This window comes from Halocola ammonii (genome assembly GCF_049334165.1).
Classification (GTDB): domain Bacteria; phylum Bacteroidota; class Bacteroidia; order Flavobacteriales_D; family Sanyastnellaceae; genus JBEGHD01.
The window spans coordinates 101,288-125,081 of sequence record NZ_JBEGHD010000002.1; the positions used below are offsets into that span (position 1 = coordinate 101,288).

Consider the following 23,794-nt stretch of genomic DNA (forward strand, 5'->3'; position numbering starts at 1 on the left):
ATCACTCACAATACTCGCAAAAGTTTGCATCGGGATTGTGGACAAATGGCTGTTCGAGAAGGTAGATTTCTGAAAGTAGTTCGCCCAAAAATGCTCTGAACTCGTCCAAAACTTCAGTCGTGATTTTCGGACTGCCATTCACTATTAAGGGCAGAAACCCAGAGCCGATGTTTTTCAGTGAAATCATTCCCGGTCGCAGCTTTTCCAGATCTCCGTCATAGTTTTCGCTATAGGCAAGGCAGTAGCAAAGCAGTTGAATGGCCTTGGGCTTTTTTCTCAGACTTCCCATGTCGGTAACCTTCAGGTCCGAAGGATCGACCTTCCCGGTTTTGTAGTCGATGATTCTGATCTCATCTCCGTAGCGATCGATGCGGTCGGCTTTTCCATTAATCCGCACGGTCTTATCCTCAAACCCAGGAAGCAAGACTTCCGGTCTCATTTCTATTTCCAGCGATTCAATCGTCACAGCGATGCTGTTCTCCTTGACTTTGGCAATCTGACTGCGGTCTTTTGTCAAAAAGCGGAAAATGTACTCTCGAGCAACCTCAAAAGTGAGCAGGTTCTCACCGTGAGAAATATTCTTCGAGTATGAATTTTTGAACTGCCTTTCGAGCTCTTCATTTGCTTTGGCCAAAATTGAAGTGACATCTTCCGGAGCAATCACTTTTTTCTCGTAAGGCTTGTAGAGTTCTTCGAGCGTGTCGTGCACCACTGTTCCAAAAGTCGACAGCTCAATTCGCTCTTCCACTTCTTCTCGCTCCCGGAGTTTGAGGATGTAGCGATAGTAGAAGTTGAGTGGGCAATCGAGATAGAGATTGATGGCCGAAGGGGAAATGCCATAGTCCAAAACTCCATCCACAACCTTGAGCATATCTGCAGTTTTTTCCACCTTCGACTCGGGTTTTACCGTGTCAGAAGGAGTGTTGATGAAGTGGTTAGTGATCTTAACCTCTGAGTTGTAAGCGGGCAACTCACATTCAATTTGTGCAAGAAAACGACTTTTCTCCACGCTTCCCATTTCATCGGCTACGGTACTGTAGACCAAATCGACTTTTTTAGCGCGCTGGAGCAATCGGTAAAAGTAGTAGGCGAAAATAGCATCGCGCTGCTGGTAAGTGGGCAGTCCGTAGTGTTTCTTTAGGTCGAAAGGAATGAAGGACTGGTCAAATTTCGACTGCGGGAGAATCTCTTCGTTTGCGCTCAAAATTACCACGTGCTCGAAATCCACCGCCCGTGTTTCGAGCATTCCCAACACCTGCAGTCCGCTTAAAGGCTCTCCGATAAAAGAAAGATTTTCCTGGCGTAGCAGCTGATTCCAAAGCTTTCTGTAGCCGTTCACAGAGTTTATGAAAGGATACTTCGACAAGTAATTCTCCAGCTTGTTGATCAGTAGAGAAAATCGAAAAGTCATTTCCCTGTGTAGCGGCTCATCGTTCGATTCTTTGAGGTTTTCAGCCAAAAGCCGCTGTTGTGCAATCAGTGTTTCCGTGTCTTTCGGTCTTTCCAGCAAATGAATTACATTTTCAAAAAGTGGAAACTCGCTTGTCAGCTCTTCCGGATCGATCCAGATGAGATTGTTCTGTTGGATGTGGTTCTGAATCTTTTCGGTCAGCTCACCATCTTCCCGATTGACCACAGCTTTCATTCCCGGTTGGGAAATGCATTTAATCAGGTGGCGGTAGTAAATCTTGTTTTGCCCACTCTGGTCTTTGCTGCGATGCTCTATCAACTCCAGATGATTGTCGAATACGACTTTCAGACTGGTGAACTCCAGCGGCAATCCCATGGTCACGTTTACTCTGTCGGTGCCTTGAGGCAAACTACTCAACACAGGCATCAAAAGTGATTCGTCTGTGAGTACAATGGCCGTGTTTTCAGGATTATCGGTTTTTTCTTCGAGAATCGAACTCAGTGCTTTTGCCTGCCCAATGCGACTGGCAGTGGCGATCTGACGAATCTCCCGCTTACCGGTTTTTAGCAGCTCGTACTTGTTGCTTAGCTGTCGATTGTCTTTTTCGAGTTCTCTAAAAAAAGTGCCCGCTTCCTGAATTGGATTGTCAGTGTAATAGGCATCAGCATCCCACAGGCAAGTGGCGAGCTCGCGATCTTCTAGTTCATAAATAATTTTTTTCTCCGCTTTCGTCAGCGCATTCAGTCCCAAAATCCAGACGTGGTCGTAGGGCATCTTACCCATCCATTCATTTGGTTTCTCGGCACACCAGCGCTTAACTTGTCCAGTTGTGGTTGTATTTTTTTTCTCTAGTCTTGGAATGAAGTTTTCGTAGAGTTTGCCAAGTCGTTCCCAAAAGGCAGCGAAATTGCGTTGCTCTTGTGTGAGGTCGGGATCGTTGAGGCTCCAACCTTCAATTTCTTTGATATCGGTGATCTGCCTGAAAATGGTTTCAGGAGGAATGAGGTAGTTATCGATCTCGTTGAAATCGCGCAGCGCCATGCTTCCCCACGAACTAAAACTTTCAAAGGGCTCTTGTACGTTGGGATAAAGCTCGCAGTAAGTGTCGAAAAGCTCAAAAATCAGGCTTGTAGAATCGAGCGTGTTTTTACCACTCACTTTTTCCAGAAACTGATCGAATGCAATGATTTGAGGCGACCAGATTGATTTTCCGGCCAGATTTGAGTAATGCTTTTTGAAAAACCTTCCGGCACGCTTGCCCGGCAGCACAACGGCAATCTTTCCTGCATCGGCACCGTGGCGTTCGTAGATCTTTTCAGCGCAGTCCTGGAGAAATGTTTTCAAGCGAATTTAATTTCAAAGTGAGGATCGAAAATAGAAAATTCGCCCGAGCTTGGACTTGCCAGTCAGGCCTTGAACCCTCTGCCTACAAATCTCAAAAACTCTTTGAAACTTTCTTTCTTGGTGAAAACATTGAGCATTTCACGAAAATGAGCTTTTCCGCCAGAGTTTTTTTCTCTTGAAGCTTCGATTTCTTTTTGAAGATTTTCGGGCTTGGGTCTGGTAAAAGATGAGGTACTCTGACCAGAACTTTGCACCTGGCTGTCTTCGAGCATTTTTGCAAGCTCATCGGCTAGTTTGTAGTGATCCTTTGCTTCCTGCTTGTAGCCGAGTTGCTCTTGTAGTAGACCTAGATTGTTAAAGCTGATAGCGTCCTCCGGGTCGAGTTCCACCGCTTTTTTGTAGTCGGCTATTGCTCCGTGAAGATCTTTAACCGCACCGCGAATGTAGGCTCGGCTGGCGTATCGATAACCGTAGTCGGGTTGTAGCTCCACCGATTTGTCCATGTCGGCAAGGGCTTCTTCAAAACGCTCCATGTGGAAGAGGCAAACCCCACGATCATGAAAAATATCGGGATTGGTTGGCGTAGTTTCAATCGCTTTAGCAAACCATTTCATCGCTTCGTCCAACTTTTTGTCGCGATACAAACTCATCGCTTTTTCGTATGCCTTGTTTTCTTCCATATTGCAAAAGTACTTTAATGATAACGTTCGACAGTTGATTTGGTTCATCCGATTACCTTTGTGAAATGGAAGAAATTCAATTTCCTCAGTTCAGAAAATTGTCGAACGATAAATCCTGGTTTCGGGTTGACAGTGCAACTTCAATGACCGAAATTCAAATTATCGGAAGCTCTTACGTGGTTCATGAGCTGGAGGCGAAAATCCTCCCTGAAAGAAACCTGATTTCGGACGTACTGGAGATGGAAGGCGACCGTTGGAAAAAGGTGAACAGCTCGGAGTTTGAAAAATTCCTTTCCGACTGTGAAGCAAATCTCAAAAAGGTTGTTTTTTGAAAATCGAACAAATTCGAAAAGTTCTTCGCCCATGAAAATCCTCGAAAATACTTCTCTCAAGCCTTACAACACCTTCGGGATGGATGTTAAAGCCAGACGATTTGCAGCGTTTGAAAACAGTGATGAGCTTTCACAAATTCTGTCTCTCAAAGATGTAAAGGAAAGCGAAAAACTCACCCTGGGAGGCGGAAGCAATGTGCTTTTTGTCAATGATTTTGATGGGACTGTTTTGAAGAACGATGTGCGTGGAATCGAACTGACAGATGAGGACAGCGACTCCATCCTGGTAAAGGTTGGCGCAGGAGAAAACTGGCACGAGTTTGTGCTTCATGCCATCAAAAATAAATGGGCGGGAATTGAAAACCTGTCACTCATTCCTGGAAATGTAGGGGCCAGCCCGATGCAAAATATCGGTGCCTACGGAGTGGAAATAAAAGATGTGTTTCACAGTCTTCAAGCTTACCATTTGCCAACTGGCGAGGTACATACTTTTCGACACAGCGATTGCGAGTTTGGCTATCGCGAGAGTGTCTTTAAAAGAAAGTACAAAGGACAATACGTGATTCTGTCAGTGACTTATCGGCTGCTCAAAAAACCAAATCTCAGTCTCGACTACGGAGCCATAAAAGCAGAGCTAGAGCGGATGAAAGTGGCTACTCCAGATATTTCAGCTGTGAGCCAGGCAGTGATAAACATCCGGCAATCGAAACTACCGGATCCAAAAGTGATTGGAAATGCAGGTAGCTTCTTTAAAAATCCTGTAATAGATAAAAGTGAGTTTGAAGAGTTGAAGATGAAGTACCCGGATATGGCTTCTTACCCAGTTAGTGAAACCGAAGTGAAAGTGGCTGCCGGCTGGCTGATTGACAAAGCAGGGTGGAAGGGAAGACGCTTTGATAAGTATGGAGTTCACGAGCGACAGGCTTTGGTTTTGGTGAACTACGGAGGTGCTGTTGGGATGGATATCTACAATCTTTCCGAAGAAATCATGGAAGATATCTATGAGAAATTCGGCATCCATCTGGAGCGCGAAGTAAACGTGTGCTAATTAGAACTTGGCGCAAGGCACAATTCGCCTCCTCTGGAACTGGCTCTTGTCGTTGGCCCATTCGTAGATAATCGAAATCTCGTGCGAACCACCGGTGTTTCCAATTCCCAGTTGTGAAACGGTGAAATCGTAGCTGTAGCCAATTTTGTAGGGTCCGGTGTGAAATCCTGCCAGCACCGAAATAGCATCGTGGTTGAAGTATCCTTCCACATTCTGCTTGAAAGGAATTGAACGATACCAAAGTCCGAAAACCATTGGAGATGTTTCTACATACAGCCCGAGGTCCAGTTGCTGGAAATCCCCCTGCTTCTTGTACTGGAAAGCTGCCAGTAAATCACTCCCCTTTTTATTTCTCATGCTTTTGAGGTTGAACCGGTAGCCACCGTGAACAGAGAGTTTCTTGGGAAGTCTTGAAGCACCACCCAGCAAGGACTGGTTAGGTTCATTGAGGTGGTAAACACTTGCGCCAGCCCAAAAATTTCTTCCGTAAATCAATCCTCCTGAACCAAAGTCGAAGTAGTTGACCACTGGTGGAGTGTAGGGCTCAACAGTGGATTCAGCTCCATCTCTTACGAGTTGGTCACCAAAGGTGAGGTCGTTAAAATTGATAGAGCTATTGGTAAAACCGAATTCCATTCCGGGACGGAGGTAAATGTCTTTGAAGATTTGAAATTCGAAGTTGTACTGCAGATCAACTGAGGTAGCTCTCATTGCTCCTGTACCGGCTCTGTCATGCATGGCAGAGATTCCAACGCCACTGCTAATGTTTTCGATAAATCGATCGTAAGAAGCGCGATAAGTGACAAAGGCACCGGGGATTGACGGCCACTGATTTCGGTAATTGGCGGTCAAACGGCTTTGTTCTGCACTACCCGCAAACGCAGGGTTGAGGTAAGTTGGTGCTGCATAAAACTGGCTAAACTGTGGATCTTGTGACCTCAGAACCAAACTCATGCAGAGCAGAAGAATCGATATGAAGATGCTTTTTGTCAACGATTTATTTATTCTTTCGTTATCACCACGTTCTCGATTTCAAAAACAAACTCTTCCTCGTCTTCGGGGAAACTCCTGTAGATTTCACTCGTGGTTGTGTGATAACCGGGTGCCTCAACTACCATCTTGTAGTTGGTTAATGGGTTTACGATCAAAATGAACTTTCCGTTACGGCTATTGGCCTTGTATTTTCCCTGAAGCTGATTGTCGTCAGAGGTGATGAGCGTGATTGTCGCGTCAACCGGCTCTCCGCTGGTGTCAATGATTTTGGATTTTAGAACAAGTTGCGTTTCCTGGCGGTAGATAAACTCTAATTCATAGAGGTCCTGCATTCCAAATCCACCTGTCTTGTCACTGGAGTAGTATCCTTTTCTACCACCGGCATCCACAGTCATAAAAATGTCGTCTTTCACGGTGTTGATAGGATAACCAAGGTTTTCAGGGGTTTCCCAAACTTCATTTTCAGAAACTCTGCTCTTGAACATGTCAAAGCCGCCCATGGTGGTGTGGCCATCTGATGAAAAGTAGAGTGTTCGCCCGTCCACATCCATGAAAGGTGCGTCTTCGTTTGCCTCTGTGTTGATGGTTGGTCCTAGATTTTTGGGTAAACTCCACTCGCCATTTGGCAAAATCTTTACTCGATAAAGATCCTTTCCACCGTAGCCTCCAGGGCGATTCGAAGAAAAGTAGAGCGTTTTTTTATCAGGCGAAAAGCATGCACTGGTTTCCTGATAAATAGAATTGATTTTGCTGTTTAGCTTTTCGGGCTCTGACCAGCCACTGGCCGTTCTTCGAGTGATGTAAAGATCTCCTCCTGTGAGATTTTTATTCGTTCTGAAAATGATCATCTCTGTGCCGTCAGCCGAAAGTGCTACTGTAGCATCGTTTAGGTCGGAGTTTACAGTGGTCCCGGAGTTCTCGGCTTTTGACCATGCACCATCAGCCTTTTTAGACTGATAGATGTCTTCAAAGAATTCTCCGTTTGGGTCTTGTTCACCGCCTGTTGTCCCAGGCCTTCTGGAAGTAAAGTAGAGTTGTTGATTGTCGGGAGTGACGACCGGAACGTACTCGTGAAATGCTGTGTTGATATCGCTTCCGAGGTTTTTGATTTCTACGTCTACCGGGTTCTCCATCATGCGCTTAGCTCTAACTGAACGATCGATAAGCAGATCGACTTCGCGGTCAGGTCGACTACCTACTCTCTTATATTCTCGCAGGTACTTGATCGATTCGTTGAACTGCTCCTGTTGGTGGAGTGCTTTTGCATAAAAAAGAATCGCCTCGCTCTCACCGTTCTGCATTGCTTCTCGGATCAGTCGCATTGCCCTGTCGAGGTCTTTGTTCTCCTCTACCAAACACGCACCAAGCTTGTAGTTGAGCGGCTGGAAATCTGCGTCAATCTCATGAAGTTGTTCAAAAAGAATGAGCGCATAAGCATAGTCACCCTGATCGAAAGCAAAGTCCGCATCCTGATAAGCCACCCGTTCTTTTCTCGAGAAATTATCCTGAGAAAGGCAGATCACCGGAAGCATCAATAGAAGTAAGATGATCCGTAGTTTTTTCATTTTCATTTATCTCAAGAGCGTTACATCTCCAGCTTCTTCGATTTCTCTTCCATCGCTAAACTTGGCTCTAACTTTCCAGACGTAAACGTCTTGCTTGCAGAGCTCACCCTGGTAGTAGCCATCCCAACCGCGATTTACATTGTCGGTTTGGAAAAGCAGTTCTCCCCAGCGATTGAAGATCAACAACTGGTACTCCTGCACTCCCTTTTGAATAGGGAAGAAGATGTTGTTGTCGAGCGCATTCGGATCGTAGTCACCGTCATTTGGACCATTTGCCGAAGGCGTAAAAGCATTCGGGAAATTAATCTGTCCATCACTAATTGCAGTTACAGCTTCTGTGATAGAGAATGTATCGTTACATCCCCACTGATTTTCTGCTGTGAGCGTTATTGTGTAGGCGCCTGGCTCGGTGTACTGGTGGTCCGGGTTTTCGTCTGTGCTCGAGTTTCCGTCTCCAAAGTCCCAGAAATAACTGGTAGCGTTATTCGACAGATTCAGCATGTAAACCGGCTGACTCGGAACAGAGACCTGATTTGGGGTCACAGTAAAAGCGGCTTGAGCATTGGGATACACTTCAATGATTTGCTCCTGAGTGATCTGATCGGTTTGCTGTCCATCAAAACCAGTGACCGTGAGCGTCACAGTGTAGGTTCCAGGCTGGTAGAAAGTATAAACCGGATCGGAGACAGTCGCAGAACCACCGTCACCAAATGTCCATTGGTAGTCGGCTGCCCACTCGGATTGATCTGTGAAGCTCACAGTGAGCGGAGCACAACCAGCTTGTGGGCCATCAAAATCCGCAATCGGAGTGGGAGCATCAATTACTATTGTTCTTTGTGTAGAAGCATCACAGTATCCATTGTCGATGAAAAGATTGATCTGGTATTCACCCCATGTGTTATACGTGTGAGATCCAGGGTCTTCATCGGTCAGCGTGGTGCCGTCATCCATGTCCCATTCGTACATGAGGTCTGCACCGGTGCTGAGGTTTACAAGGTCTACAGTGGCATCAGGAAATACCTGGTTTGCAGGAGTAGCCTCGAAATCTGCTACAGGAACCGGGTAAACATCAATGTCCTTAGTGATTGTTTCTTCGCATCCAAAATACGACTCAACAGTGAGCGTCACTGTATACGTTTCAGGGTCGAGGGTTTCGTTAATATATTGGTAAGATGGGTTTTCGGCCGTACTCATATTTCCATCACCAAACTCCCAGGAGTAGGTAAGGCCTCCGACAGACTCATTTTCAAAATCGATATTGAGAGGAGAGCATCCTCCATCCGGAGCGTCAAAATCTGCGTTCAAAGCAGGCAGAACGTTCACCGTTGTCTGGTCCTGGCTCTGACATCCATGAATCGTGTACACATTGAGTGTCACGTTGTAGTTCACCGGATTCTGAGCATTGTTGTAATAAGTATAAGTGTGCGAAACGGCCGTAGTGTCACCGGTTTCTCCAGTTCCGTAAACCCATTGATAAGTATCACCACCAACTGAATTGTTTAGGAAAGTAACATCAAGTGGATAGCAACCGATCAGTGTGTCGATTTCTACATCTGCTACAGGTGTCGGATGAACCACAATTGGTTGAGTGATGGTATCCGTACAACCATAAATTGAGTTCGTGATCAAAGTCACGTTGTAAGTGGTGTCTGCCACGTTACTAGTGTTGATGAAAGTTGATGAAGGGTTCTCTTGTGATGAAACGAAGCCGTTTCCGAAATCCCACTCGTAGCCGGCATTTCCATTCACCGACTGGTTTGTGAAATTAGCAGTGAGTGGTGCACAGCCATCAGCCGGTCCAGTGAAGTCAGCTGTAACTTCAGGATAAATCGTCACTGGAATATCATCAGATGCAATACATCCACTTGCAGAAGTTGCAGTCAACGTCACGTCAAATGTGGAAGGAGCACCAGTAAAGTTTTCAAAGTCGTGCGTGTGCACGGTTTCATCAGTGGTCGACTGGTTTCCATCGCCATAATCCCATTCGTAGGTGTCACCAAAGAGCGTGTTGTTGGTGAAAGTAATCGGCATGGTACTGCAACCTTCACTTTGATCTGCTGAGAAATCAATGCTCGGTGCAGTTTGGACCACAATGTCATGACAAACCTGATCGACACAGCCGTAGTTCGTTTCAATTGTCAGGCAGGCGGAGTAAGTTGTATCCGTACCCGAGTTGTTCACGAATGTAGTCGATGGGTTCTCCGAAATTGATGTAATGCCATTTCCAAACTCCCAGTAGTAACTATCCGCATTGAGCGAGTTGTTTATGAAAGTAGGAGTATATGGCGAGCAACCAGTGTCTGGTGGTGTGAAGTCGGCCACTGGTTCTGGATACACCTCAATCACTTCGGTGTATTCTTCCAAACAACCGTTCACCGTTTCTGCCTGCAGCGTCACCACAAAGGTTTGAACGTCTCCAGTAGTGTTCTCAAAAGTGTGGGAGTGCACATTGGCCAGTGTGTCCGAAGTTTGACCATCATCGTAATTCCAGGTGTAGCTGTCTGCACCAAGTGAGAGGTTTTCAAACTCTACAGTGAGAGGTGCACAGCCTTGCTGAATATCTGAAGTAAACTGAGCCACCGGACTTGGGTTGATCTGAATCGTACTCGAAGCAGTGTCAGTACACCCAAACCCTGATGTGGCAATCACTGTTGCCTCGTATGTTACCGGATTCAATGTGTTATTTTCGTAAACGTGAGTAGGCGTGGAGGCATTAGAAATAGGACTGCCATCGCCAAAGTCCCACTCAAAAGTTTGCGCTCCCTGAATGAAAGGGAAAGTCACTACTGCTGGTGAACACTGCTCACCAGGGGTGATATCAAAACTAAAGTCGGGCAGTGGATAAACTGTCACTTCAGTAGAAGTCGTGTCGTGACAGCCATTGTTTGCGTAGGCAATCAGCGTCACAGTGTAGGTTGCTAAAAAACCAGTGTTGTTTGTGAAAGTGTGATCCGGACTTTCCTCTGTGGTTGTAGGTGATCCATCTCCAAAATCCCAAAGGTAGCTCGTTGCACCAGTACTTGTATTCGTGAATTCACCATCAAAAGGAGAACATCCCGGAGGAGCGCTGTTGTCGGTGAAAGATGCCTGAGCACCTGGGTAAACAGTCACCGGGATGGTATCTGTGATTGAACAACCGAAAGCGGTTGTAGCTATCATCACCACGTTGTAAATGCTGTCCTGTGCACTTGGATTGTCGAAAGTGTGTGTTGGGTCTTCTTCACTGCTCGATGCTCCACCACCAAACTGCCAGGTGTAACTGTCAGCTCCTGTAGTATTGTTGTCGAAATAAACCTCCAATGGGGCACAGCCTTCAGCAGGTACAGGAGTTACGTTGGGCACAGGAGAATCTCCTACATCCACACTCATTGTGTATGAGTCAGAACAGGTAGCCGTAGAAACAGTCAATGTCACATCGTAGGTTCCCTGAGAGTCATAAACGTGAGTAGTATTTTGACCGTAGTCCACATCTCCATCGCCAAAACCCCATTCCCATGAAATAATTGGGTCTCCGGGGTCGGACGTAGATAAGTCAGTAAGCACTGATTCTGAGCCTTCGCAAACATTGTCGATCACGTAATCGGCATTGGGAGATTCGTAAACATGAATCAACTCCTGATAGGTGTCGAGGCAGCCGTTAAGTCCTTCAACTGTGAGTGTAACTACGTAGTCACCGGGTGAATCAAAAAACTGATCGGGAGGGTTTTGGCCGCTGTAGGTTCCAGAAGGAAAAGTCCATTCCCAACCCATTGCACCGGTTGACTGATCTGTGAAGGAGACGTCCAGCGAATCGCAGCCAGTTAGAGCACTGGCGTCAAATTCGGCAATGGGCGCAGGCAAAACGGTCAGTTCTACGCAGGCTGTATCCCTGCAGACATCGTTAGAGTTTGCGATGTTAATGGTGTTGCAGACATTGTAAGTGCCAGGATTATTAAAAACGTAGGTGATGTTTCCCTGACCCGTAGGTAACCAACCGAGGCCATCGTCAAAATTCCATTGAAACTCGTAGGTGAGATCAGTGGGATTTACGTTTTCATAATCGTTGAAAAAAGTCACTGGGTCGCCAACACAAATAGTGTCTGTCGACTGCGAAATTTCTGCTTGCGGTGGAGGCACAATTTCCACCTCAATGGTGGCGGTGTCAACTCCACAATAGTTACTGTCAACCAACATGACTTCGTAAGTTCCCACTCCGGGAAATGCTACTTCACGATCTTGCGATGGAGGCCAAGGAGTCCAGTCGATAATTGAGTCAGTTCCCTGTCCCCAGTAATCACCGAAGTTCCAGTATTCATATCGCTGAAAAATGTTACCCTGGAAAAGGCAGTTTCTCTCAGTAGTGTTTTCAAAAATGAAAGTCGTGTCGGGGTAGCACAGGACGAGGTCGGACGGTGTGATTGCCGCATCGTCAATGTCCCAAATACGAATCGGGCTAAAGGTCGCGACACTCGGTCCACCTTGCACTGTGTTACAGTAGTTTTCTGCTGTAAGTGTTACCTGGGTTTCGCAGTCGACTGTTCCAGCCTGATAAATGTGGGAAACCACTTGATTCCAATTGGTGTGGTCTGCATAAAGGGGCGGGCTTCCGTCACCAAATTGCCACATAAAGTTGGTCGTCTCCGAAACGTTTGTACTGGAGTTGATGAATTCCATCAGCTCTGGAGCACATGCCTGAGTGAGTCCACCAACGGGCACCTGAATCGAGGCACTTGTAGCCTCTTCCTGAACCACAACTCCTTCAATAACGCAGCCAGTATTTACCTCTGTGATGGTCACCACAAAAGTATCAACCACGGCAGCGTAGTTGTGAGTTATCATGTCAGGTGTGTCCCAGGAAGTTCCTGTGGTAACGGGAGAGCCATCTCCCCAATCGATTTCGTATTCTCCCCAATCGTCAGGCGATTGCAAATTCAGGTCAAAAGCATTTCCATTGCAATTGTACCAGTAGGGTGCGTAAGACGGGTTGCCATTAAAGTCATAGACTTCGGGACATTGAGCCGTCAGATTGCCACTGTAAAGAAGGGCAAAAGCCGCGATCAGGTGGAGAACGCATTTAGTCCTTGCAGATTTCATACTCGATTTATACGGAAGGTTGCGCTCTCGGATACAGTTGGACGAGGCTTTTTTACAAACTGGCTAAAGAGTCATACGAAACGGGAAAAATCCGCGACAAAACGTATTGCGCAATCAATCAGTTAGCTGTTTTACTGAATGTTGGCTTTTATTGACTCTACCATTTTGCTCACAGCTGGACACACTTCAGTGTTCTTTCTGGTGAGACCCAAAATCTGATGCATGTTTTTACGATCCGTGTGGGGGTATTCCCGGCAGGCCCTGGGGCGATGTTCGTAAATTGAACACTTGTTGTCATCTTGCAGAAAAACGCAGGGTGACGTGTTGAGAACGTAGTCACCATCACTGTCCAGGTGCAGGTAGTCTTCGATCAGATTGGTCGGTTTTATCTTTAAGTGACTTGCGATTCGTTCAATGTCAATATCTCTGAAAATGGGACTGGTTGTTTTGCAGCAATTGGCACATTCCAAACAGTCGATTTCCTCAAAAGCATTTTCATGTTCTTCGCGAAAAAGCCTGTCGAGCTCTGCGGGTTTTTTCCGCTTCAGTCGCTGCATGAGTTTTTTGATTTGCTTTCTATTGCTCGTGGCCAGTTTTAGCCACTGCCGATAATCATCAGTCATGCGGATTGCTGAACTTAGGATTGTTGACGAAAGAGGTGTCGGTGAGAGTTTTTAGGAAGGCGATCAAATCGGCCTTGTCCTGATCGGAAAGGTTTAGCCCGCCTTCTTCGAATTTCATAAAAGGATCAAGCGTTTCGGAAGGATGGCCTCCGGAATCGTAGTGATCGATCACTTCTTCGAGCGTTTCAAAACGCCCATCGTGCATGTAAGGTGCTGTGAGCTCTATGTTTCTCAGGGTTGGTGTTTTAAACTTCCCATAGTCCAACGGGTCGTTGGTAACTCCACCAACACCGAGATCCGTAAAATTGGAATCGAGACCGTTGTTATGTGGCAGATAATCTGAAAACTGCATGTCGCCAAAACCGTGACAGTGAAAGCAATCGGCACCAAATTGACCTCCGGGAACCTGTTCCGGAGAACCGCCCTCTGTAATGAAAAGCTCCCGACCGTGATCTTCCGATTGCGTTAGTTCTGCAACCTCTCCTCTTCGCCACTTATCGAATTTGCTATCAGCCGAAATCATGGTTCTTAAAAATTGAGCAATGGCTTTGGTCACACGATCCTGAGTTACTTCCTCATCGCCAAAAGCCGCTTCAAACATTGGAGGATAAAGTGAGTTTTGCTGCAACTCCAATACCGCCTCGTCCCATTCCTGATTCATTTCTATCGGGTCTTGCACCGGATCGATAATTTGCTCTTCGAGCGTCATTGCGCGACTATCCCAAAAATAATCTCTAGCCCAGCCCAGGTTGACCAGGGCCATGGAGTGCCTGTTGCCTTCGATCCCCGTGGCACCTGTAGAAAACTGTGCAGGATCTGAGAAACCGTGTTCGGGGAAGTGACAAGATCCACAAGAGATTTCGTTGTTGCCTGAAAGCTGCTTTTCCCAAAACAGGTGACGACCGAGCTCAATTCCTTCCACTGTCATCGGGTTGTCCTCGGGAATATCCATTGGGGCAAAGAAAGGTGGAATGTCGATTTCGTAAGCAGTAGGTCCGTCATCAGCCGGGTCACCTGGTTCAATTTCAGGATCAGGTTGGCATCCGGGTAGCGCAAACATCCCGACAAGAGCGAAAACGAAAGCAAATGCTATGTAATTTTTGTATTTCAATTCAATCTAAAATCTCGGTTCGTAACGAACTCTTCATCGGTTAAAGTCTTGAGAAACGCGATGAGTTCACTCTGCTCCTCATCAGACAAATTTAAGGGTTTCACTCGCGAGTCCTGGTTTTTGTGATTTGAGCCACCGTTGTTAAAATGCTCTATCACTTCTTCCAGTGTACTTAGCGATCCATCGTGCATATATGGCGCAGTCAGCTCAATGTTTCTTAGTGTCGGTGTTTTAAATTTTCCATAATCTTCAGACTTATTGGAGATTCTTTCTCGACCGGGATCCTCGTATTTTTCGTACAGCCCAATGTTGTGAAAATTGCCGTCCGAAAAATTAAATCCCGCGTGGCAACTACCGCATTGAGTCTTTTCGCTGAAAAATAGTTTCATGCCGCGCTTTTCTTCTTTAGTCAAAACATAACTTCTTCCCTGATGCTCAAATTGATCGTAGCGCGAATTTCCGCTAATCAAAATTCTTTGGAAACTGGCCAATGCTCTGGTGATTACCCAGGCGTCTAAAGAGTCTCTTCCGTATGCTTCTTTCGACTTTTTTTTCAGTTCGCTGTCAGCATTCAACTTAATTACAACTTCGTTGATGTTAAACCCCATTTCTTCCTCATCGTGAATGGGCGCCAGGGATTGCAGGGCTAGAGTAGAAACGCCTCCGTCCATCATGAAAGTCTCTTGATAAGCCACGTTGGCTAGAGTGGGGGAGTTTCGAAATCCTTCTCTTCCGTTGTGACCCATACTCAGCGGTTTGCTATCCGCAAAAGCCAGTTGCTGCTTGTGGCAGGAGGCGCAGGAAATGGCGTTGTTTGCAGAAAGTCGCTTATCGTAAAAGAGATGTTTTCCCAGTTCAACTCTTTCACTGGTAAGTTGATTGTCTTCTGGAATTGTTGGCTCGGGAAAACCAGCTGGAATTTCTAATTCGTAAGACTCTTTACTCACCTCACCCTCGCAACCCCACAGTAGTGCTGCGCCAAAAATGAAAATTGAAAATCTACTCCAGGGTTGTAGCATCATAAAAATTGTCGACAATTTTTTCTGCCAGTGCGAGTCCGGCTTCACCTGATGAGTGAGTGACTGATTCTTCTCTGATGTCAACCGGGTTTTCGGGATTAGTCAGGATCTGATCGACTTGAATGCGCATGGTGATAACCGTATTTTCCCCTTCAGTAATTTCGAAGCTCGTGTCAGAATAGTCGCGCAATTCGTAGAGCGAGTCGTGACCACAATGAAATGCAAAAGGATGATTTAGAGGGGCTCCTTCCGTACCAGTTGTGTCTGCGCGACCATCAAAAGTGGTGAAAATGTAGCCAGTGTTCCAGGTCCAAAACATGCCGTTAGAACCCTGCACACTCAGAGGGTGAGAATTGGGAAACTGAGTTGGGTCGGAGTCGGTGTTCACCTCACTGGGAATTCCAAATGCGAATGAGAAGCCGCTGTAACTTCCTGCTTTTGCATCAAAGCTTACTTCCATGTTTTCGCTTTCGTCTTGCAAAAGGGCAACGTCAACACCTTCCTTTGGGCCGTCTTCACTGTGATTGATAGTTACGTTAGAAATATAAAAGTCCAGGTTTTCAACCCTCAAACGAAAACCGTCAGAGGTGTTGTAAACGTCTCCAATTGCCAACGGTTCATCTTCCCAGTAAGGCTCAAAACGAAGCGTGAATTCTCCCATGTCTGGCGATTGTGGTTCTGGCTTCGGATCTTCTGTGTCACAGGCAACGAAGCCGATTGCTATTAAAAGTAATGCGATGAGCTGATTGATTTTCATTTCCACTTTCTTGGTGATTTTCTCAAAAGTAAAGTAAGTTCTTGTGTTTGTGCATTTAGTACAACACAACACAGTTATTCCCCAAACTCTCAAATTTAAAGTCTTGTTGCTTTATCTAAGTAAAGATGGAACAAAAAGTCAGAAACAGACGTAACATCGATCACTTAAAACACTTTTTTAACGAGCGAAATCAATTCTCATGAAACAGGTCTTAACCACGACACTGGTGGCGGTTCTCGTGATTCTTTGTGCCGATTTGAGCGCGCAATCAGAAACTGCCGATCGCACCTTGCTGCCCGAACCTTCGGGACTAAAAAACGATATTTTTCATCAGTCAGACACTTCCAGATCCGAGGCAGAAATTGTTTCTACAATGTTTGTTCTGAACATGCTGCAGAACTTTGGGCATCCAAAAAATCTTCAATACGACATGAATGAGGATGGCAAAGTAGATGAGATAGACTTGAGATTGCTCATTTTCCAGAGTGAAGAGCAAGAGTGATTTGATTTTTTCATTTGGTGGGTCTCATTTTTTACGGCTAAATTCAAGCCGTGAAACAACCGCAAACAGCTTCAGGAAATTTTGTCGTTTACCGCTCTTCTGCCGGTTCGGGCAAGACGTTTACACTAGTCGTTGAGTTTTTGAAACTCGCACTTTCAACCAATCGCAGCGATCGATATCGTTCAATTCTCGCCATCACTTTCACCAACAAGGCCGCAGCTGAAATGCGTTCCCGAATCGTAGAAAACCTTCGTGGTTTTGCAGCCGGTCCCGGACATCCTGACTACGACAAAAACATGGCACAGATGCTGCTCGATCACCTTCAGATGGACGAGGAGACTTTGAAAGAACGTGCGGGAAACACGTTAAAGCACATCCTTCACAATTTCTCGGATCTGAACGTCAGCACCATCGACCGATTCGTTCACAGGCTCATTCGTTCTTTCTCCCGCGACCTCGACCTTCCGATGGATTTTGAAGTTTCCACGGATACCGAAGAAGTTGTGCAGACGGCAATTGATAACCTGCTTGAGAAAGCCGGTTCGGACAAAGAGTTGACATCTCTTTTGGTGGAGTTTGTGAAAAGCAAAGTGGATGACGAAAAGGAGTGGAATATCAACAACGACCTGAAGGAGGCTGGGATGCAGATCTTCAGAGAAGATTCGAGTCACCACATTGCCAAACTTCGAGAAATGAAGCCTGCCGATTTTTTGGCGGTAAAAGACCAGCTGATTGAGAGAAAAAAGAAGTACGAAAATGCAGTTGCCGGTTTGGCGAAAAGAGGACTCGATCTCATTGACGAAGCGGGAATCGATCACAATCACTTTTTCCAGAAAGGTGGCGCGGTGCCGAGTTTTTTCAAGAAAAGTTTAGGAGAAGTCACTGCTCCGAATTCATATGTGCGCAAAGCAATTGAAGAAGATAAGTGGTTTGCTGGGAACACGACAGCTGAAGCTAAATCGGCAATCGAAAGCATCATTCCCGAGCTTACCCCCTTACTCGAGGAGTTGATCGATTTGACCACTGGTGCAAAAATTCAGGTGTACCACCTCACCGCAGCCATTCTCAAAAATATTTACTCAAGCGCGGTGATCCACGAAATTGAGGCGGAAATCAATCGTGTTGAGGAGGAGCGCAATCTCGTGTTGGTCTCCGACTTTCATAGACTTGTGAGCGAAGTCGTTGTGAACAATCCTGCTCCGTTTATCTACGAGCGAATTGGCGAGAAATTCACGAATTACCTGATTGACGAGTTTCAGGACACCTCGGTTTTGCAATGGCAAAATTTCCTCCCGCTTTTTCAAAACGCACTCTCGAGAGATCAGTTTACCATGCTTGTGGGTGATGGTAAACAGGCGATCTATCGCTGGCGAAATGGCGATGTAGAGCAATTCATCGATTTGCCAAATCTAAAGTCAGTCGGGGAAAACACACTCATTTCTGAGTACCAGCAGAGTCTTGAGCGAAACTATCGCGGTGAGGAACTGGAGTTTAACTTCCGGTCGAAAGCCGAAGTGGTTCAGTTCAACAATGAATTTTATCGGGCACTGGCAGGTCAAAACCCGAGCGTTGCCCCGATTTACGAAACGCTCGCTCAGAAGGAAGTAAAAGGAGAAGGCGGCTACGTCCGCATCGAAAAACTTGAAGGGGCTGAAGACAAGGACGATCTAAAGGAAAAAAACATCGAGCGGGTGATGAGCACAATCGAAAATTGTCTTGCCGATGGATTTAGCCAACAAGACATTGCTGTGATTACCCGCAGCAACAAGGATGCAGTGAGGATTGCCAGCGACCTACTTTCGGCCGACAAGGGCTATCGTGTAATTTCTGCAGAAAGTCTTTTGCTTGAAAACGACCGCGAAGTACAGCTCATTATGAGCTACATCACCTGGCTTTTTAATCCAGAAGATCGCGTGGCACAGGTGAAGTTAGCTGAGAAGGTCGTGGTTTGGAAATTTGGTCATCGAGACCACAGTGAGCTGACCAGGTTGCTCAAAAAAGATGGACTCCATTTCGATCAGTTTAGGACTTTAGGAGTCGACTTGCTGGAAGATAAAAAGCAACGTTTGTCACTCACACCGTACGAGTTGATTGAATCAGTAGTGCGACTTTTTAGTCTCTCCAGTCGACCAAATGCATTTGTTGAGTTTTTGCTCGAATCCGCTTTCAGTTTTGGCCTGAAAAGAGATAACAGCGTTCACAGCTTTTTGGAGTGGTGGGAAGAAAAAGGGCGTTTTAAAAGCATCCAAACCACAGAAGGAACAGATGCGATAAACATCATGACCATCCATAAAAGCAAGGGACTTCAGTTCCCAGTTGTGATTTTTCCTTTTGCCAATTTTTATTCAAAAGCCGACAACGAATTCTGGGTGGATTTGGAAAACGAAGCGCTGCCATCGGCCAGGGTGAGTCTGTCAGAAAAGCGACCAACACCTTTTGATCTCCTTCGCCAACAAGAAGCAGATCGCACACTTTTAGACATTATTAATATGTTCTATGTAGCGACCACCAGGCCCCAGTCGCGGTTGTACATGCTTTACGGAGCTGGCAATAAACCCAATCAAACTTTTAAGTTAATCGAAGCTGGATTGAATGCTGCATTTGAAAATTCGGAACTCGTAGAAATCGGAACGCCACAACCGGCTCCAAAAACGGAAGGGGAGGGATCTTCAGAGTCGAATGAAATTGAACTGAATCAGTTTGGAGCGTTTGACTACCGAAAGAAGTTGAGGATTTCACTACAGGCTCCTTTTCACTGGGAAGTGGAAGCTCCACAAAAAGATCGTGAATACGGAAACCTGCTTCACCAGGTGATGTCGTTTGTCTACTCTTCTGCCGACTTGGAAACTGCACTTCAAAAAGTGGAGGAGGAGGGTTGGCTGCGGGCTGGCGATCGACAAACTGTACGGGCGGCTATAGAAGAGGTTTTAACCAACTCAGAAACGGCAAAGTGGTATTCCGAAGGCTGGGAGGTTTTTAACGAAGTGGAATTGCTCACTGCCAAGGGAGACGTTCTTCGTCCGGATAGAATCCAGTACAATGAATCGGGATGTGTTGTAATCGACTACAAAACAGGATCTCAGCTCGATAGTCATCTCAAGCAAATGCGCAACTACGTGCGAGAAGTTGAGTCTGTTCTGGGAAGAAAAAGTGAGGGCTACCTAATTTATTTCGAACCGTGGGCTGTGGTGAAAATCTGAGTTCTACTCGTTGTACTTCATCACCTTGTGGCCACCTTTGAGTAGGTACTGATCTCTTTCAAAAAGTTCGATGTCGGCTTTCACCATTTCGCTCACCAGCTCATCGAAAGAATGGCGGTGTTTCCAGCCGAGTTCTTTTTGAGCTTTTGATGGATCGCCTACTAAAAGCTCTACTTCTGCTGGGCGGAAGTAACGTGGATCGACTTCGATAAGAACTTTTTTCGTCTTTGCATCGATTCCTTTTTCATCTACTCCTTTGCCTTCCCACGCGAGTTCGATGCCGGCTTCTGCGAAAGCTCTGGTGGCAAAATCTCTAACGGTAAACATCTCGCCTGTAGCAAGCACGTAGTCGTCAGGCTCATCTTGCTGAAGCATCAGCCACATTCCTTCTACGTAGTCTTTGGCGTGACCCCAGTCGCGCTTCGCGTCCATGTTTCCAAGGTAGAGCTTTTCTTGCAGGCCGAGGCTGATTTTGGCAGCAGCTCTGGTGATTTTTCTCGTTACGAAAGTTTCTCCACGTAGCGGACTTTCATGATTAAAAAGTATTCCGCTGCAGGCGAAGTAACCGTATGCTTCACGGTAATTTTTAGTGATCCAGTGGGCGTACAGTTTTGCTACTCCGTAAGGGCTTCTCGGGTAAAAAGGAGTGTTCTCCGTCTGAGGGATTTCCTGCACTTTTCCAAACATCTCAGAAGTGGAAGCCTGGTAAAAGCGCGTCTTTTTCTCCAATCCCAAAACTCGAATGGCTTCCAGGATTCTCAGTGCTCCCATGGCGTCTGCGTTGGCAGTGTATTCGGGAGTTTCAAAAGAAACCTGCACGTGGCTCTGAGCAGCAAGATTGTAAATCTCGTCTGGGTTCACTTCCTGCACCAATCTGATCATGTTAGTAGAGTCGGTGAGATCACCGTAGTGAAGAAAGAAATTCACGTTTTCCTCGTGCTGATCCTTGTAAAGATGATCGATTCTGTCGGTGTTGAACAGCGAACTTCTGCGTTTTACACCGTGAACCTCATAGCCTTTTTTCAATAAAAAGTCGGCCAGGTATGCTCCGTCTTGTCCGGTTATTCCAGTGATCAGTGCTTTCTTTTTCATGTCTTTCAGATTGGATGGGCCAAAGGTAGCGATTCAACCGAAGTTCAAAAGCCTAAGTATTCTGGAATTGCAAATCGCTCAGGTGCTTGTACAGTCCGTCTTCGCGGGCGAGCAACTCTTCGTGCGTTCCCTCTTCTTCGAGTACGCCTTTGTTGAGCACCAAAATGCGATTGGCGTTTTTTACTGTCGAAAGGCGGTGAGCAATCACGACAGAAGTTCGATTTTCCATCAATCTGTCGAGCGCTTCCTGCACCAGTCTTTCCGATTCAGAGTCGAGTGAGCTCGTGGCCTCATCGAGAATCAAAATTGCAGGATCTTTTAGCACCGCTCTGGCGATGGCAATTCTCTGGCGCTGGCCTCCCGAAAGCTGGATTCCGCGATCGCCTACCATCGTTTCCATTCCTTCCGGGAAATCGTTGATGAAGTTGAGCGCGTTAGCTTGTTTCGCAGCTTTCTCGATTTCCTGGTCTGTGGCTTCGGGCTTACCGTAAGCGATGTTTTCTTTGATTGTTCCACCAAAGAGAATCACCTCCTGAGGTACGATAGCAATTTGTGAGCGGAGCTCTGCCAACTCGTAATCGCTCGCTGGTTTGTCATCAAAAAATATCGTTCCATCAACGGGTTCATAAAAACGCAAAAGGAGAGAAGCGAGAGTACTCTTGCCCGAGCCCGAAGGACCAACCAGTGCGATCTGCTCTCCTTCTTCAATTTTGAAAGAAACGCTCTTTAACACTTCCACGTCTTTTCGCGAAGCGTAGTGGAAGTTTACCTTGTCGAAACGAATTTTACCAGCAAGTTTCTTCGAAATCTCTGGAGCTTTTTCGAGAGCAACTTTTTCACCATCGCGATCGATAATATCCATCACGTTTTCTATCGAGCCGATACCTTTTTGGAGCGAACCAAGCTGGCTGGCCAATCCGCCAATAGAGCCGGCAACGAGTCCGGTGATGAGCAGGAAGGTGAAGAATAAATCAGAATCAAGCTCACCCTGTTGCATCAGTTTTGCCGCTTGCCAAATCACGGTGATAATGGCGCCAAACACGAATACGATGATAAACATGCTGAAGAAACCTCTCCAAATGGCGCCTTTCATTGCGAACTTACGGATCTGTGCAGCGCTGCTCGAAAAGCGTGTCAGTTCATAAAATTCATTGACAAAAGACTTCACGTTGCTGATTCCCGAAAGTGTCTCCTGAACGATGACGTTTGATTCAGCAACCTTGTTTTGAGTTTCTTTCCCCAGCTTTTTGATGAACCTTCCGAAAACTACTGCTACGATCATAATTACCGGAACAGAAGCCAACATTACCATGGTGAGTTTTGGAGAGAAGTACACCAGGGCTGCGATCCCAAAAACGATAATGATGGTTTGGCGGATCAGCTCAGCCAAAGTGGTGGTCAAAGTTTCCTGAATGGCAGTGATGTCGGAAGAGATTCTGCTGTTGAGGTCTCCCACACGACTTTCATTAAAAAACTGCATCGGCATGGCGATCAGATGCTGGTAGGTTTCCTTTCTCAGCGTGAGCATCATTTTCTCAGTAACGTGTGCAAAAATGTAGACTCTAAAGAAAGAGACGGTTCCCTGTAGAAGTAGAAGTGCGATCAGGACATAAAGAACACCTTCGATGCTACCCCATTCGATGTCGATGTTCAGAGACTGAAGTACACCTGACTGAGCAGCTTCCTGCTTTTGGTCAATGCCGTTTCCTGCAAGCTGACCGAGAAGTCGCATGATCACCAGGGTCATCAAGCTGGACAGGAAAAGAAGAACCAGTCCAATTGAAAAAACAAAGCGGTAAGGTCTGAGGTACTTAAAGATTCGCGTACTCTCTTTAAGAGCCGACAGCGAAATCATTTTCCTTTTCTTTTTTTCAGTTTCCAAATCAACAGGGATTTTTCCGATTTTTGGCAAAATTAAGGCGAATAACCGAGTACGTTTGTCACGGTTTTGTTTTAAAGACAAAAAATTAGCTCAATAGATTTTGCAGTAGGTGAAAATTATCTATTTTTGCCCTCCCTTTTAGAAAAAAGGCACGAACGGTTAAAGAGACAAGAGCCATGAAAAGAACATTTCAACCCTCGAAAAGAAAAAGAAGAAACAAGCACGGATTCCGCAAGCGCATGTCTAGCGCAAACGGAAGAAAAGTGTTGGCCTCAAGAAGAAAGAAAGGCCGCAAGAAATTGTCAGTTTCTTCAGAAAGAAGACACAAGAAAATGGGTGGACTAGTTTAAGTAGTCCTTCCATCTCAAGATATTTGAAGGAGTTCCATGTGGAGCTCCTTTTTTTGTGGTCTCCATTCAATTCTGAGGTATTCACTTTTCAGCGAGCACCAGAACATATTCATCAATTCTGAAGAGCGTCAGATCGAAAGTGAAGTCTCCCCGATCTTTTGATTTAAAGTCTAGCTTTAGACGAGGCTGTGCCAGTTCAAATGGCCGCACAGACATCTGCCTGGCAAAGTGGATATTTTCTCCGAACACTTTAAAGACAGCCTCTTTCGCGCTCCAAATGATGGTAAAGACTTCGATGGGATTCATGCTGTTGGATGCAAAGTCAAACTCTTTCTGATTGCAAAAACGACTCGAAATCTTGACTAGTTTCTCATCAGGTGCCTGGATGTCGATTCCGACCTCTTTTTCGCTGTGGATAAAAGCGCCTACAAGATCGTGGCTGTGAGAGATTGAGATCTTTCGGCCATCCTTTAAATAAGGTTTACCGTTCTCAAGGTACCTGAGTGATTCGTGAATCTGTAGTTCGTGAAATAAGTGCCTTGCCACGAGCCACTCTCTTTGTCTTTTGGGATGGGTGATTTCTCTCCATTCTTCTCTTGCTCTTTCAGTCATTTCAAGAGACTGAAGCAGGTTCTCAGTTCTTTCTGCTACCTTCCATAGGTAGAGCGTTCCGCCCGAGGGAGTATGAAATTGTTGGGTTAGTGGCATATCAAAAAGTAGTGCAAACAAAAGTAAGAGTTAATTGTAAATCAGTTGACTTTTGCCTATATAGTTGGCAAGTAGTATCTTTGCAATGCTTTTGGTTTTAGACC

The 23,794-nt window shown here is 46.0% G+C and carries 17 protein-coding genes; 5 read left to right on the forward strand and 12 right to left on the reverse strand.

Annotated features, from left to right (window positions below; all coding sequences use genetic code 11):
- Position 1: 1 nt before the first annotated feature.
- Positions 2–2,755: a PD-(D/E)XK nuclease family protein gene (locus ABHV44_RS02650; protein ID WP_459073097.1), complete on the reverse strand. Its 2,754-nt coding sequence runs from the start codon at positions 2,753–2,755 to the stop codon at positions 2–4.
- Positions 2,756–2,817: 62 nt separating this feature from the next.
- Positions 2,818–3,435 (reverse strand): tetratricopeptide repeat protein, encoded by a 618-nt coding sequence (locus ABHV44_RS02655; RefSeq protein WP_459073098.1) that lies wholly within the window; start codon positions 3,433–3,435, stop codon positions 2,818–2,820.
- A 65-nt stretch (positions 3,436–3,500) separates the two neighbouring features.
- On the opposite strand from ABHV44_RS02655, the gene ABHV44_RS02660 reads away from it, so the two are divergent.
- Together ABHV44_RS02660 and murB are read left to right on the forward strand one after the other, a co-directional pair.
- Positions 3,501–3,767: a hypothetical protein gene (locus ABHV44_RS02660; RefSeq protein ID WP_459073099.1), complete on the forward strand. Its 267-nt coding sequence runs from the start codon at positions 3,501–3,503 to the stop codon at positions 3,765–3,767.
- Positions 3,757–4,815, forward strand: a complete 1,059-nt coding sequence (gene murB, locus ABHV44_RS02665) for a UDP-N-acetylmuramate dehydrogenase (protein WP_459073326.1) — start codon at positions 3,757–3,759, stop codon at positions 4,813–4,815. Before ABHV44_RS02660 ends, murB begins: the two co-directional genes overlap by 11 nt.
- Here the strand turns inward: murB and ABHV44_RS02670 are convergent, their stop codons facing one another.
- From ABHV44_RS02670 to ABHV44_RS02700, 7 genes are all read right to left on the reverse strand, one after another.
- Positions 4,816–5,808, reverse strand: coding sequence for a PorP/SprF family type IX secretion system membrane protein (locus tag ABHV44_RS02670; RefSeq protein ID WP_459073100.1), 993 nt, complete (start codon positions 5,806–5,808; stop codon positions 4,816–4,818).
- An 8-nt stretch (positions 5,809–5,816) separates the two neighbouring features.
- The gene (locus ABHV44_RS02675) at positions 5,817–7,373 is read right to left on the reverse strand and encodes a hypothetical protein (RefSeq protein ID WP_459073101.1); all 1,557 of its coding nucleotides are present in this window, start codon (positions 7,371–7,373) and stop codon (positions 5,817–5,819) included.
- A 6-nt stretch (positions 7,374–7,379) separates the two neighbouring features.
- Entirely contained in the window at positions 7,380–12,446 is a 5,067-nt protein-coding gene (locus ABHV44_RS02680) for a PKD domain-containing protein (protein WP_459073102.1), read from the reverse strand.
- 131 nt (positions 12,447–12,577) lie between these two features.
- Complete coding sequence (locus ABHV44_RS02685; RefSeq protein WP_459073103.1) at positions 12,578–13,003, reverse strand: YkgJ family cysteine cluster protein; 426 nt, start codon at positions 13,001–13,003, stop codon at positions 12,578–12,580.
- Positions 13,004–13,061: 58 nt separating this feature from the next.
- The gene (locus ABHV44_RS02690) at positions 13,062–14,180 is read right to left on the reverse strand and encodes a cytochrome-c peroxidase (RefSeq protein WP_459073104.1); all 1,119 of its coding nucleotides are present in this window, start codon (positions 14,178–14,180) and stop codon (positions 13,062–13,064) included.
- Positions 14,177–15,202, reverse strand: coding sequence for a cytochrome-c peroxidase (locus ABHV44_RS02695; RefSeq protein WP_459073105.1), 1,026 nt, complete (start codon positions 15,200–15,202; stop codon positions 14,177–14,179). The genes ABHV44_RS02690 and ABHV44_RS02695 overlap by 4 nt, the downstream gene beginning before the upstream one ends.
- Positions 15,180–15,956: an MbnP family protein gene (locus ABHV44_RS02700; protein WP_459073106.1), complete on the reverse strand. Its 777-nt coding sequence runs from the start codon at positions 15,954–15,956 to the stop codon at positions 15,180–15,182. The genes ABHV44_RS02695 and ABHV44_RS02700 overlap by 23 nt, the downstream gene beginning before the upstream one ends.
- A gap of 199 nt (positions 15,957–16,155) precedes the next feature.
- On the opposite strand from ABHV44_RS02700, the gene ABHV44_RS02705 reads away from it, so the two are divergent.
- Positions 16,156–16,458 (forward strand): hypothetical protein, encoded by a 303-nt coding sequence (locus tag ABHV44_RS02705; protein WP_459073107.1) that lies wholly within the window; start codon positions 16,156–16,158, stop codon positions 16,456–16,458.
- 50 nt (positions 16,459–16,508) lie between these two features.
- The gene (locus ABHV44_RS02710; protein ID WP_459073108.1) at positions 16,509–19,658 is read left to right on the forward strand and encodes a UvrD-helicase domain-containing protein; all 3,150 of its coding nucleotides are present in this window, start codon (positions 16,509–16,511) and stop codon (positions 19,656–19,658) included.
- A gap of 3 nt (positions 19,659–19,661) precedes the next feature.
- On the opposite strand, the gene gmd is transcribed toward ABHV44_RS02710, so the two are convergent.
- Together gmd and ABHV44_RS02720 are read right to left on the reverse strand one after the other, a co-directional pair.
- Positions 19,662–20,750 (reverse strand): GDP-mannose 4,6-dehydratase, encoded by a 1,089-nt coding sequence (gmd, locus tag ABHV44_RS02715; protein ID WP_459073109.1) that lies wholly within the window; start codon positions 20,748–20,750, stop codon positions 19,662–19,664.
- 52 nt (positions 20,751–20,802) lie between these two features.
- Positions 20,803–22,605: an ABC transporter ATP-binding protein gene (locus ABHV44_RS02720; RefSeq protein ID WP_459073110.1), complete on the reverse strand. Its 1,803-nt coding sequence runs from the start codon at positions 22,603–22,605 to the stop codon at positions 20,803–20,805.
- Positions 22,606–22,808: 203 nt separating this feature from the next.
- Here ABHV44_RS02720 and rpmH point away from each other — a divergent pair, with 203 nt between their 5' ends.
- Complete coding sequence (gene rpmH, locus ABHV44_RS02725; protein ID WP_459073111.1) at positions 22,809–22,982, forward strand: 50S ribosomal protein L34; 174 nt, start codon at positions 22,809–22,811, stop codon at positions 22,980–22,982.
- Positions 22,983–23,063: 81 nt separating this feature from the next.
- Here the strand turns inward: rpmH and ABHV44_RS02730 are convergent, their stop codons facing one another.
- A complete protein-coding gene (locus tag ABHV44_RS02730) occupies positions 23,064–23,690 on the reverse strand; it encodes a 4'-phosphopantetheinyl transferase family protein (RefSeq protein WP_459073112.1) in 627 nt (208 codons plus the stop codon).
- Positions 23,691–23,794 lie beyond the last annotated feature (104 nt).

Coding starts and splice junctions, on each gene's coding strand:
- ABHV44_RS02655 (WP_459073098.1), bottom strand. CDS start 3,435: ATGGAAGAAAACAAGGCATACGAAAAAGCGATGAGTTTGTATCGCGAC.
- ABHV44_RS02660 (WP_459073099.1), top strand. CDS start 3,501: ATGGAAGAAATTCAATTTCCTCAGTTCAGAAAATTGTCGAACGATAAA.
- ABHV44_RS02675 (WP_459073101.1), bottom strand. CDS start 7,373: ATGAAAAAACTACGGATCATCTTACTTCTATTGATGCTTCCGGTGATC.
- ABHV44_RS02680 (WP_459073102.1), bottom strand. CDS start 12,446: ATGAAATCTGCAAGGACTAAATGCGTTCTCCACCTGATCGCGGCTTTT.
- ABHV44_RS02685 (WP_459073103.1), bottom strand. CDS start 13,003: ATGCAGCGACTGAAGCGGAAAAAACCCGCAGAGCTCGACAGGCTTTTT.
- ABHV44_RS02695 (WP_459073105.1), bottom strand. CDS start 15,202: ATGATGCTACAACCCTGGAGTAGATTTTCAATTTTCATTTTTGGCGCA.
- ABHV44_RS02700 (WP_459073106.1), bottom strand. CDS start 15,956: ATGAAAATCAATCAGCTCATCGCATTACTTTTAATAGCAATCGGCTTC.
- ABHV44_RS02705 (WP_459073107.1), top strand. CDS start 16,156: ATGAAACAGGTCTTAACCACGACACTGGTGGCGGTTCTCGTGATTCTT.
- gmd (WP_459073109.1), bottom strand. CDS start 20,750: ATGAAAAAGAAAGCACTGATCACTGGAATAACCGGACAAGACGGAGCA.
- ABHV44_RS02720 (WP_459073110.1), bottom strand. CDS start 22,605: ATGATTTCGCTGTCGGCTCTTAAAGAGAGTACGCGAATCTTTAAGTAC.
- rpmH (WP_459073111.1), top strand. CDS start 22,809: ATGAAAAGAACATTTCAACCCTCGAAAAGAAAAAGAAGAAACAAGCAC.
- ABHV44_RS02730 (WP_459073112.1), bottom strand. CDS start 23,690: ATGCCACTAACCCAACAATTTCATACTCCCTCGGGCGGAACGCTCTAC.